The 13,540-nt window shown below is 36.2% G+C and carries 6 protein-coding genes; 2 read left to right on the top strand and 4 right to left on the bottom strand.

The window, feature by feature from the left end; genetic code table 11:
• Window position 1: 1 nt before the first annotated feature.
• On the bottom strand, window positions 2-2,314 hold the full coding sequence (locus HX109_RS11795; RefSeq protein ID WP_178952210.1) for a GH92 family glycosyl hydrolase: 2,313 nt from the start codon (window positions 2,312-2,314) through the stop codon (window positions 2-4).
• Between the two features lie 384 nt (window positions 2,315-2,698).
• Here HX109_RS11795 and HX109_RS11790 point away from each other — a divergent pair, with 384 nt between their 5' ends.
• A complete protein-coding gene (locus tag HX109_RS11790) occupies window positions 2,699-3,814 on the top strand; it encodes a glycoside hydrolase family 5 protein (protein WP_178952208.1) in 1,116 nt (371 codons plus the stop codon).
• A gap of 30 nt (window positions 3,815-3,844) precedes the next feature.
• Entirely contained in the window at window positions 3,845-7,315 is a 3,471-nt protein-coding gene (locus HX109_RS11785) for a VCBS repeat-containing protein (protein ID WP_178952206.1), read from the top strand.
• Between the two features lie 5 nt (window positions 7,316-7,320).
• On the opposite strand, the gene HX109_RS11780 is transcribed toward HX109_RS11785, so the two are convergent.
• The 3 genes from HX109_RS11780 to HX109_RS11770 form a co-directional block, all read right to left on the bottom strand.
• The gene (locus HX109_RS11780) at window positions 7,321-8,421 is read right to left on the bottom strand and encodes an AraC family transcriptional regulator (RefSeq protein ID WP_178952204.1); all 1,101 of its coding nucleotides are present in this window, start codon (window positions 8,419-8,421) and stop codon (window positions 7,321-7,323) included.
• Window positions 8,422-8,711: 290 nt separating this feature from the next.
• Window positions 8,712-10,211: a RagB/SusD family nutrient uptake outer membrane protein gene (locus tag HX109_RS11775; RefSeq protein WP_178952202.1), complete on the bottom strand. Its 1,500-nt coding sequence runs from the start codon at window positions 10,209-10,211 to the stop codon at window positions 8,712-8,714.
• 10 nt (window positions 10,212-10,221) lie between these two features.
• On the bottom strand, window positions 10,222-13,323 hold the full coding sequence (locus HX109_RS11770; RefSeq protein WP_178952200.1) for a SusC/RagA family TonB-linked outer membrane protein: 3,102 nt from the start codon (window positions 13,321-13,323) through the stop codon (window positions 10,222-10,224).
• Window positions 13,324-13,540 lie beyond the last annotated feature (217 nt).

The raw sequence follows: 13,540 nt of genomic DNA, 5'->3' as shown, positions 1-13,540 counted from the left end.
GCTATTCGATAGCTTCTGTAGTTTTAATCTTCAATACGGCATTCCCTTCCACCAGCTTTTTATGGTCCACTTTAAACCCTATGATAGAATCGTTTAAATAGATATTTTCAATAGTTCCATCTACAGGGCCATCCCTTTCAATAGTTAATGTCTTTCCGCCGTAGAATTTATCATTTAGCGAAATTTCAACCTTTTCAAACATCGGCGTAGTAACCAGGTAATCTGGATCGCCTGGAGTATCAGGATAAATTCCCATCATAGCGAAAACTACCCAAGCAGACATCGTTCCGGCATCATCATTCCCTGGAAGTCCATTTAAAGCATTTGGAAAGTGTTGTTTTAATAGTTTATGTACCGTTTTTGATGTTTTGTAAGTACTATCCTTAGTGTAGTTGTAGAAAAATGGATATCCCAAATCTGGCTCATTTGTCATATCAAAATGTTCATCTTCAAACATCGTATTTAGTTGTTTCAAGAAAACCTCGTCACCCATCACGGCCTTTAAAGTGTCTATCCCATGAGGAATTGAAAATAAATATTGCCAAGCAGAACCTTCCACGAAACCGGGGCCCCCACGCAATCCAAAGTTCATTTGGTCGTATAATTCCTGTGTAGGATCGAAGGGTTCGTACCAACTTCCATCCGTATTTTTTGGGCGGAATAATTGAAGTTCTGGATCGTATAATTTCATAAAAGACATGGAGCGGTCGTAAAATTTGTTATAGTCATCTTCTTTACCTAAACCTTTCGCTACCTGTGCTACATTATAGTCGGATAAATTAAACTCCATTGTGGTAGAAACTGGACCCCAAACCACTCCGTTATTCCATTGAAAATTGGCGAAATCACTCGTCTTCCCATCCATAGGAATATAACCCAGCTCTTTGTATTCTTCCAGTCCTCTTCGCAATCTATTATTTTCCAATTGATCGGCCTGTTTTTCCATCGCCTCGTAGGCCGTTTCTACATCAAAATCGGTAATTCCACGAACATACGTATCTCCAATAACAATGGAGGCAGGGTCTCCGACCATTAAATTTGGTTCAGAACCAAAAATTTCCCATTTCGGTAACCAACCAGACTCTTCATATATAGCTACCATGGTTTTAACCATATCCAACTCTCTTTCTGGATAGACCAAAGAAAATAATGGATGAACAGTACGATAGGTATCCCATAGAGAAAAAGCTGTGTAACGGGTATAACCATTGGCTACTCCAACTTCATTGTTTTTTTCTTCATCAAAAAAATTGGTGTGTTTTAAATATTCTCCATTATGGTCGCTAAATGTAAAAGGCATTAACAGACTTCGGTACAACGCAGAATAAAAAACGGTTTTATCTTCTTCTGAAGAAGATGTTACTTTTACTCTCGACAGCTCTTTTTCCCAAACTTTTTCAGCATTTTCCCTCACTAAATCGAAATTAAATCCATCTTGTTCAGCATCTAAATTTCCTTTGGCATTTTCAATAGAAACATAAGAAACCCCTACTTTTATTTGAATTGACTTTGGATCCTTATTATTAAAGGTATAAACAATTCCGCTTGGCTTATCATCTAAATTTTCCTGGAATTTCTCTGTGGTTTTATTTTTATATACCAAAAACAGGGAATCTGCCGGAGTGTTCATTTCTACATTAAAATAAGCATTACCTCTATTGGTAGAACCACAAAAGTAGCCTTCCAATTGGTATCCAGATACGGCAGTTTTTGTATATTCCTTAATCTCCCCTCCTTTTATGTGCCCCTGCTGTGCAGTAAGGTCTAGATATATATAGTTTTTGCCTTCAGGAAGTTGAACTTTAAATATCCCAGAACGAACTGTACTGGACACTTCCACTTTAATACTTTCGTCATCCAAATGAACTCCATAATAACCCGGTGAAGCTTTTTGATCTGAAAACTTAGAGCCTCGGGGAACTGTATCGAAGGATTTTGACAAAAATTTAAAAGGAACGCTTCCGCCTGCAGGACAACCGACTCCAGATAAGTTTACGCAACTAAAACCAAAAATCTCTTTTTCTTCGCTTCGGAAGCCGGTAGCGTTGTGCATACCCGTAAAATCGAAAGATTGTGGACTTATGGCCACCATTCCCCATGGTAAAACGGCTCCTGGATGTGTGTTTCCTATGCTATGTCTTTTACCGTTACCCGTGCTTCCTATAAACGGATTTACATAGCTGGTTAGTTTTGATTTTGATGGTTCTTGAGCTTCTGTTTTTATATTCTTGTCTGAGCAGCTCGAAATAATAATTGAAAAGATGAAAAAAGGCAAGGCTATTTTCCATTTGGCGGTAGTTGTAAACCAATTCATGTAGTTAAGTATTAAAAATAATATTAAAAGTAAAAATTACAGTAGTTAAAGCCCTTTTGTTTTAGGAAACAGAATAAAAAGCAGTCCTAAAAATATCGAAAAATAAATAAAGGGATATAAAAAATTCACCTTTTCTCATTTCCGAAAAACACTTAAATTATTATAAACTAACCGTTTAAATCTGTGAAATCGCTTCTCTCTTCAACGGCTACCGAAAAAACAGAAACAAATTTTTAAAATCAACTTTTTACATGTATTTTCTTAAAATCGACTTCAATATTACTGAAATTGGTGTTTTAAATTACTATTGATTTATAAAATAATAAGCTCAAAGTCGCAACAAAATGCATATTTGATAAATTTATACTTCTAAAATTATTTAATATGAAAATTAAGGGTTTAATTCTCTTGGGATTTATTTTTTCATTTATTACCATCGCCTGCAAAACTGAAAATAAGAAAAAAAATGTGACCACTTCTGAAATTAATTCGGAAGATATATATCGATGGAAAACGTACCGTGGCGTTAATATTGGTTGCGATATTGAAAAGGAAGACCTAGAACATCTATCTACGACAGAAGCGAACTTGGTAAGATTAAGTATGCCTGTTTGCACCCTAATGGATTTAGAGCCCCCTTATGAAATGAACGAAAAAGCGTTTCAAAAACTAGACAGCGTTTTAAAATGGAGTGAAGAATTCGGACTTCATGTATTAATTGATCCACATAGATATCCAGGAACGAAGCACAAGTGGACTATGCTTGGAAACGATCTTTTTTTTAAAGACTTTAAATACCATGAAATAGTTATCAACTTTTGGAGTGAGCTTGCCAAAAGATATGCTGAAAAAGGAGATGTTATTGCTGGGTACGATTTGTTAAACGAACCGCAAATCCCTATAGATATGGAAACCAATACGCCCGAAGACATAAATTTACTTTATCAAAAAATAACGGATGCCATTCGCAAACAAGATACCGTACATACCATTGTTTATGCTCTGCCAAGAGTTCATGATGAAGAGAAAGATACATTGTATGGATACCATAAAGGAATAGATTATATAAAAATCCCAAACGATAAAAACATCTGTTTAGAAACACATACCTACATCCCTGTGCCATTTACGCATCAAAATATTTGGGAAGAAGGAGAATATGTACCCTACCCTACTAAAATTGATAGTGTGATTTGGAACCGCTCTCAACTGGAAAAAGAACAAAAAGAACTTATCAAATTCTCTCAACAACATCCAAATATCCCTATATTGGTAGGGGAATTTAGCAGTCCGCGTTGGACTGGAGAAGATGGATTGAATTACCTTACCGATGTTATTGAAATTGCAGAAAAATACAATTGGTCGTGGGCCTATCACGCATATCGTGAGAATCAAGTTTGGGACCCCGAAATGTCCATTAGTGACCGGAACGACAGCATTAGAAAGCCAAATGCCCCGCGCTGGAAACTTCTAAAAAATTATTTTTCCAAAAATAAATAAGAATATCTTTTTTTATCTCAACAACTTAAAATGAAATTAATACTTCCCTTTTTCCTATCTCTCATCATTTTCTTTAGCTGCGATACTGAAAAAAAGTTCGAAATCCTCGATAAAGATCACACCCATATAGATTTCAACAATAAAATTACAGAGAATGAAAAGTTCAATCCGTTAAATTTTATCTACATATATAATGGTGCTGGGATTGGTACTGGTGATATTAATAACGACGGTCTACCCGACCTGTATTTTGCCGGTAACAACGTGCCTTCGAAGCTATATCTCAACAAAGGCAATTTAGAGTTTGAAGATATTTCAAAAACTGCGGGCATTGAAAACGATAAATGGGCTACCGGCATAAATTTTGTGGATATCAATGCAGATGGCTATTTGGATATTTATGTGTGCGTTGCCGACAGGAATTATACAGAGCAAGGCGAAAACCTGCTTTACATTAATCAAGGGGACAACACCTTCTTGGAAAAAGCCAAGGAGTACGGCCTAAACGATGCTGGATATAGCACTCAGGCCGTTTTTTTTGATTTTGATATGGATGAAGATCTCGATGTGTATATTCTTACCAATGGAGTGGAAAATTTTAGCCATAACAATACCCGACCTAGAAAATTAAACGGAAACGGTATTAGTACTGATAGATTATATGAAAACAATGGGAATGGAACTTTTACCGACATTTCGAAAAAAGCAGGTATTACAGCCGAAGGATACGGCCTGGGGGTTGGAATCCTAGATGTTAATAAAGATGGACTTCCAGATATATATTGTGCAAACGATTTTATTACTAACGATTTGCTATGGGTTAATAACGGCGACGGCACTTTTACAGATAAAATACGCGATTATATTACGCAAACTTCGCATAATGGTATGGGAATCGACATTGCCGATTACAACAATGATGGCCTTTTGGATATTGTAGAAGTGGATATGCTTCCTGAAAGTAATCTTCATAACAAAACCATGACTCCAGCTATGAATTACAATAATCAAACCTTACGGTTTAGATTCGATTACTTACCACAATACGTGCGCAATTCACTTCAGCTTCAAAACAAAAACACATTTTTCTCAGAAATAGGAAGATTTTCCAACATCTCCAAAACAGATTGGAGTTGGGCACCTCTTTTCGCAGATTTAGACAACAATGGCTATAAAGATCTTTTTATTTCAAACGGCTACGGAAGGGATATTACCGATTTAGATTATACAGTTTACTCGTCTGCGGCTACCAATCCGTTTGGAACACAAGAAGTAAGGGAAAAGAAGCTTTATGAAAGCATGAAAGCCCTTCCACCGATTAATTTATCCAACTATTTTTTTAAAAACAACGGAGACTTAACATTCATCGATGTTACGGAAGACTGGAGCGAGGAATTGGAAAGCATGTCGAACGGAGCTATTTATGCTGACTTGGATAATGATGGTGACCTGGATATTGTTACCAATAATTTAAATGGCCTTGCTTTTGTCTATAAAAACAACACGAGGGAAAAAGATGTTGAAACTAGCAATTACCTAAAAATAAAACTTATTGGACCTAAAAAGAACACCTTTGGTATTGGAACAACAATTAGAGTTTACAGTAATGGGCAAGCACAGCTTTATGAGCAATATCCCGTTCGTGGCTACCTTTCTTCGGTAGATTACAATATACATGTAGGTATGGGGGAAGCGCAGAAAATAGACAGCCTTAAAGTTATTTGGCCAGATAAGCGCTCACAATCTTTTTATAATGTGGCAGCCAATAAAACTATCGAAATAACATATTCCGAAGCGAACGAAACATATCAACCATTAAAAACCCTAAATAATACCATTTTAGAAAAAACCAATGGTAAAATAGATGGTCTAGTACATAAGGAAAATCCTTTTATCGATTTTAATGAACAGCCTTTGCTGTTAAAAATGCTCTCAAGGGAAGGACCGGGCTTAGCAGTGGGCGACCTTAATAATGATGGTTTAGATGATATTTGCATGACCACAGCCTATAAAGATTCTACATTCACCTGGCTCCAACAAACAAATGGCGAATTTTTAAGAGGGGAGTTACTTAGTGATTCATGGAATTTGGAGCAACAAGGAGTTCTAATCTTAGATGTGAATGGTGATTCTAGAAATGATATTTATATCACAAGCGGCGGAGCCGAGCTGCCTTATGAGCAGCCACATTTTCAGGATAAACTTTATATCCAACAAGAAAACGGAACGTTTAAGGAAAAAGCATTGCCACCAATGCTTTCCAGCACCGCCACTGTAAATGCCGCAGACTTTGATAACGATGGAGATCTGGATTTATTTATTGGTTCGAGGCTCAAACCAGCCAGTTACCCCATATCTGGTGAAAGTTTCCTCTTGCAAAATGATAATGGAAACTATAAGGATGTAACCAAAGAATGGTCTAAAGAGATTTCCAATATAGGGATGGTAACCTCCGCTTTATGGACCGATTTCAATAATGATAATCTAATGGATTTAATAATTGTAGGGGAATGGATGTATATTTCAATGTTTAAAAACGAAGGTGACAGGTTTAGCTCTATTACAGCAAAAACCTCTTTAAAGAACCTAACTGGCTTTTGGAATAGTATTCAAGGAGCAGATTTCGATCACGATGGGGATATTGATTACATCGTGGGTAATCTAGGAAAAAATTCCGCTTTAACCGCCAGTAAAGAAGAACCTTTGAGCCTAATTGCCAAAGATTTTGATAAGAATGGAAGAATAGACCCTATAATGGGATACTATATACAAGGCACCAGTTATCCGTTGCCATCGAGAGATGCACTTATTAGTCAAATTGCTGCTATGAAAGGTAGGTTCCCTTCCTATAAAAGCTATGGCGAGATTACATTTGAAGATTTATTCACAGATAAAGAAAAAGAAGCTGCTATCAATTTAGAAGTAACGGAATTACAAACTATTTATATTGAAAACTTAGGAAATGAATCTTTTAAAGTGAAACCGCTTCCACTGCAAGCCCAGATGGCTCCAACTTATGGAATTAGTACTCTCGATTTGAATAAAGATAGTTATCCAGATCTGTTATTAACAGGAAACAGGCGAGATGCCGAAACGTTAAGTGGATATTTAGATGGATCCATTGGCACCACTCTTATTAATGACAAAAATGGATGCTTCAAAGTCATGGATCATACTGAAAGCGGATTTGTAACACCCGAAGATACACGAGGAATTGCCAAAATTAATACAAGTAGCGGGATAGGACTTCTAGTTTCCAATAATGATCAGCCTTTAAGTTTTTATCTCCTCCCTTCTGAAGCCAAAACCATCCAATTAAACCCATTGGAAGTGTATGCTGAAGTAACACTTACGAATGGGAGTAGTTTTAAAACTGAATTTTATTACGGATCCGGATATTTATCCCAAGACTCCAGAAAATGGAGAATTCCGGAAAACACCAAACAACTCGTGATTTATGACTCAAAAGGTTCTAAGAGAAAAATAAAAATAACCAACTAATTTAACTAGACTTTGGCACCTAATTTCCTTTGCTTATATTGATTTGGAGTGCAGCCGCTTATTTTTTTAAAGTTAACATAGAAAACCGATTCCGATCTAAAACCACTATCTATTGCCACCGCAAAGACGGTAAGATCTTTGTGCTCCTTACTGGTTAATAATCGTTGTGCTTCTTCAATACGTTTTTCATTAATAAACTCACTAAAAGATTTTCCTAAATAGTCATTAATAAGTTTGGATAGTAAATAAGACTGAATACCCATTATATCTGCCAGTTTTTTTTCATCCAACTCAGTATCTAAGTGAACTTTTTCATCATCTATAAGAGTATTAAGCTTTTTTAGAAGTTTTTTACCATCCGGCAAAGCCGCTTCATCGACCCTTTTAACAATAGGAGCGCCAGATAAAATTTTAGGGTATTTAAAAGCAAAGAATATGGTCATGAATATAATGGAGCTCGTAAACAAGAGATAATTTATTTCTGTTAGCTGTTGCATGATCTGCGCAAACCCGGAAGCATCGTGATGTACTCCCACAATAAACCAGTAAATCATATTCACAAAAGCTATATATGCGATTAACCCCATAAATATCACCAATACCTTCGGCCAAAGAAATAGGGAAATATTCTTGGAATTTGCAAGCTTAAATTCTTTTTTATAAAGGGTTAACGCTTTATAAAACAAGAAAAATTTCCAACCAAAAATTATCGATAAACTCAGTTTATGAAAATTGGTGCCGATATAGGTCTCGAATGTAAAACTTTCAATAAGATTGACATATAATATTAGAATGACGGACCAAATAATAGGAATTATAAAATACCCATATCTTCTTTTTAACAAAGGTTTTCCCAAAATATAGTTCACGTAAAGCAATACCAAGGAAGGTAGCACTAGGTCTAAAATATCGGGTACTATTAAATAATTAGGATGGGTATTCTTTAGTTCGCGATAGCGTAATAAGTATTGAAATAATATATTGGAGGCGGTGATTATAAATATTGCTGACAATAAAAAATTAGCCTTTACCCGCTTTACCATAGGAATAATAAGTCCGACAATAAAACTTTGGATAAAACCCCAAATGAATAATGCTACAGCCATAGGAAAAATAAGATATTTTTAAAAAAGAAATACTATTTTATCAAAATGATAAAATAAACCTTCAAATTAACTTTATTTTAAGGAAAATTAAGTTTTGTAAATCTAATAGATTTTTAACAATACAAAAAGTATATCATCAATTTTTATTGACAGAATTAAAAAAAATTTAAACAAGTTAGACACCTCATAATAGTTTAAAAAGACAAAGCCCCTTTAATAAAAAAGGAGCTTTGAAAAGCTAACTAACTATGTAACTCAACTTAATTGACTTATTGTTAACATTTTAATAATTACCAACCAGGATTTTGAGGTGCTAAATTAGGATTTGAATTCAATGCTGATGCAGGAACAGGAAGCAATTCATTCTTGCCAACTTTAAATCCGGGCATTTCACTTCCTAAGCCCCAACGTATAAGATCAAAGTACCTTGAAACTTCAAAAGTTAATTCCAATCTTCTCTCCATACGGATGGCATTAAAGAATTCATCTTTAGACATCCCTCGTGTTAGTGGATCTACCATGGCTCTTGCCCTTACCTCATTAATGGCCGCGTAAGCCGCCGCTGTTGGCCCACTAACTTCATTCTCTGCCTCGGCAAACATTAATAAAACATCTGCATACCTCATTAATCGCCAATTGATCCCAGATTGTAGTAAAGATTCATCCGGCCCTAAATTACCCTTTCGAATTGCAGAATTCCCTCCAGCTTGAGGAATTCTAGAATTCCAGTCTTCAATTTCAACCGGATCCCAAGATCTCCAAGTATCTCCTGGTCTTGCTACGGTATACTTTCTTCTAATAGTATCATTCGGATTAGCGTCGAACATTGCATTTACATCATCAGATGGGTAGGCATTTCCAAAAACCTGAGGTCCTGGACCAAATAAAGTTCCGAAATAAGTACTCTCAGTTTCTTCACCAGTATCATCACCTGCCCAAACATTACCTGTTCCGCCTACGAATTGAATTTCAAACAATGACTCTTGATTGTTTTCATTAGTATCGGTAAAATTATCTTCATAATTAGGCACTAAAGCATAATTTCCAACCTGTCCGTCAATTACTTTTTTAAACGCATCCCTAGCTTCTTGAAATTTTTCTTGATATAAATATACTTTTCCCAAATATCCTTGGGCAGATCCTTTCGTAGCTCTTCCAACATCAGCATCAGCATAATCTTCTTTTGCGGGGAGCAAATCTATTGCAGCTTTTAAATCCGCTTCAATAAATGCATAAACTTCTTCTTTAGGACTTCTAGAAGGAAAGTAAAGAGGATCGCTTGGTCCTTCAACAATTTTGTCTATTATGGGTGCATCCCCATATAATTTCACTAGAAAGAAATAATAGAGACCTCTTAAAAAATGTGCTTCGCCCAATATTCTTTCTTTTAATTTTTCATCTGTAAATTCAATTTCGGGAACCCTTTCTAAAACCACATTGGCTCTAGCGATACCAAGGAAAGATGAATCCCAAAGACCTCTAACCTCTAATTGCGTATTATCGAATTGAAAATTTTCAAAATTTGCATATTGAAACCCTCCTTCCGTAAAGGCATAATCACCCAAGGCATACTCCAAAGCATAGATTTGAACCTTGTAATAATCTCTACTTTGCAGTATAGTATACGCTCCAGTTACTGCGGCTACAGCATCATCTGGTGATGAATAGAAAGTAGATCCGTTTAAGTTATTTAGGACTTCCGCATCTTCTAGAAACGAATCGTTACAGCTACTAAAAGATCCTATTAATAATAGAAGTCCTATTGTTAAATATTTTATTGTTTTCTTCATAATATTTTTATTAAAATCCTAATTGTAAACCAAAAGTAATTGTTCTCGCTTGTGGATAAACCACATTGTCTATACCTCCACTTCCAATCTCTGGATCGAACCCAACATCTGTATAATCGGCTATGGTAAATACATTCTGTCCAGCCATATACAACCTAAATTTCGAAAGGTTTCCAAGCTTATCCAGGACTTCATTCGAAAAAGTGTAACCAATCTGAAGGTTTTTTAGACGTAAGTAAGAACCGTCTTCGATAAAGAAATCGGAAACGCGATCATTATCCGCCAACGTTTGAGGATAGGTTCTTGGTGTAGTGGTAGATGGGTTTTGCGGAGTCCATGCATTTAAAACAGCCGTTGAAAGATTATTTGTTCGCGCATAACTTTGAGTATAGAATTTGGTTTCACTCCAAATATCATTTCCATACACCCCTTGAAATTGGGCACTAAGATCGAAGTTTTTATAACCTAAATTTAAGTTGAATCCGTAAGAAACATCTGGAACTGCGTCTCCAATAAATGTTCTATCGTTTTCATCAATTACGCCGTCTGGAGTACCATCTGGACCACTAATATCTGCATATCTCAAATCCCCAGGCGCCGTTAAATCACCTTGGTCTGCTGCTGCATTCACTTCTGCGATGGATTGAAATATCCCTTCTACCTTATATCCGTAAAAAGATCTAACAGAATGCCCAACCTCTACACGTGTTCTCTGAGCTCCTGAAAGCTGACCAAAAGCAGAACCTTCAAAGGCCTCTAAATCTTGAGCTAGCTTTGTAACTTCATTTTTTATGGTGGTGAAATTAAACCCGGCTCCGAGTCTAAAATCTTCACCTATACGATCACTATAATTAACAGTTATTTCCCATCCTTTATTGGTAACCTCTCCTGCATTTAAATTTATTTTTGTAAAACCAGTAGTGGTAGGCGTTGGAACTGGAAAGAGTAGGTCTTCAGATTTTTTATCGAAATAGTCTACTGTAAAGTTTAATCTATTTTCAAAAATTCCTAAATCCAATCCAAAATTTGCTTGTGTTTGGGTCTCCCAACTAAGATCCCTGTTGTAGATTGTACCTATTGGCACTACCCCTGATGTAATAACTTGGCCTGTTCCTAGTACATACCTCGCGTTCTGATTTAAGGTAAAATTTGGTGCCCCAGAAATTTGATCGTTCCCCAATCCACCATAACTAGCTCTTAATTTTAAATTACTTATGAAGCTGTCCTTCATAAAATCTTCGTTACTAATATTCCAACCGGCTGAGAAAGAATAAAAATTACCATAAAACTTTGAAGGGTCGAATCTTGAAGATCCATCTCTACGAAAATTTGCCGTAAATAAATAACGGTCATCGTAATCATACATCGCACGGCTGAAAAAAGAAGTAATTCTTCCTTCATTAATTAAACCACTTGCTGTATTTATATCGTTGGAACCATTGATTACTGGCAGTCCTGTCCCTACATATTCTCCGAGCACTCGCACTCGCACGTCTGAATATTCCGTTTGTTGAATGGAATAACCGGCTAAAAGGTCGATATTATGTTTCCCTAATTTCCTTTTATAGTTTAGAGTGTTTTCCAATAATATGGAATTGTTTTCACCTCTATATTCAGAGACTTCTGATCCCTGTTCAAAACCAGGAATTTGCAAACCTCCTAACTCAAAATCTGGTGCTGCGAAACGATCATGGAATGTTATTAAATCGAAACCAGCATTTACTTTAAAAGTAAGTCCGTTTAAAATATCGTATTGTGCATATACATTCCCTAAGATTCTGTTTACAGTGTTTTCACTGGTCACCAACTCTTGCGCTGCAACCGGGTTCAAGGTAGGTTCTCCATCTGCAGGAGTCGGTCCACCAAACCCTCCTAAAGAATCAGGATTATAAACCGGTACGTTTGGAGCATTTACAATTGCCCAAGTTAAAATTGTCTGACCTGCATTAACACTCTCTTTATCAAACTTAGATCTAGAAACGGTCAAGGAATTCCCCATTTTGAATTTCCCTAAACGGGTATCAGAATTTAGTTGTAATGAAAATCTTTCCAATCCCGTACCAATAACTATCCCTTCTTGGTTTAAATAACTTAAGGAAGTATAATATCTAGTATTTTCACCTCCGCCAGTTGCACTTAACTGGTAATTTTGCATAGGAGCCGAACGCAATACTTCATCCTGCCAATCGGTATCTACGGTTAAATTTGTACCATCCAAAGCAGGAATTCTGCTTTCTCCCGCATTATCCCTAGCGGCGTTCCAAACCTGTTGATATTGAGAAGAATTTAGAAGATCTAAGGTATTAGTGGCGGTTTGAAAACCTGTGTATGTGTTAAATTCAATTTTCGCTTTGCCCGATTTACCCCTCTTTGTTGTTATCAAAATAACCCCATTAGCCGCTCTAGAACCATAAATTGCAGACGCAGAGGCGTCTTTTAATACCGTCACAGATTCAATATCGGCAGGGTTTATAGTGGACAATGGATCTGGTTGTGTAAATCCTGGCCCTTGACTACCAATAAAATTATTCATAATGTTTCCATCAATTACATATAAAGGAGAACTTCCACCTGTAATACTACCGACACCACGAATAACTGCACTACTTCTCCCTCCTGGAGCACCAGAACTACTTGTAATGTTCAATCCTGCTACTTGTCCCTGCAATGCATTCTGAAAATCTGCTACGGGACGACCTTCTAGATTCTCGGATCCGACAGATGCTATGGCTCCAGTTATATTTCCCTTTTCTTGAGTACCATACGCAACAACAACAACTTCATCTAGTTTTGCAAAATCTTCTTTAAGAGTTATGGTAAAATTGTTTTGACTTTGAAGTGGGAATTCCTGTGTCGCGAAGCCTACATAGCTTATGGTTAACACTGCCTTTTGTGGATTTTCCACACTAAGACTAAAATTTCCGTCAAAATCGGTTTGGGTTCCATTCGATGTGCCTTTCTCTATAACAGTGGCACCCGGTAAAGGAACCCCATCTTCACCCAACACTTTTCCCGAAATGCTAGTGGCGTTTTGCGACCAAACATTTGAAATGTTGAATGCGAAGAAAAACAACAGTAAAACAAAAGTTTTTAAGTAATAGCTTGTTTTCATATTTTTCAGTTAATTAATTAAGTTAGTTTTTAACGATTTCGAAAACGTTTGAAATATGAATACTGCATTCTAAATCAACTTACTTTGCGGAATCGCTAAAATTCACTTTAAAATTATGAGATAAGAGTACCTCACTCACTTTTGATTTCCAAATTAGAATGAAATTAACCTTAGGAACTTGAAGAAAATAAACGTAATTTACTATAAATCAGATATT

It is taken from the genome of Galbibacter sp. BG1, from assembly GCF_013391805.1.
Lineage (GTDB): Bacteria > Bacteroidota > Bacteroidia > Flavobacteriales > Flavobacteriaceae > Galbibacter.
The sequence above is the reverse complement of the archived record's forward strand: the minus strand, read 5'-3'. Positions and strand labels throughout refer to the sequence as shown.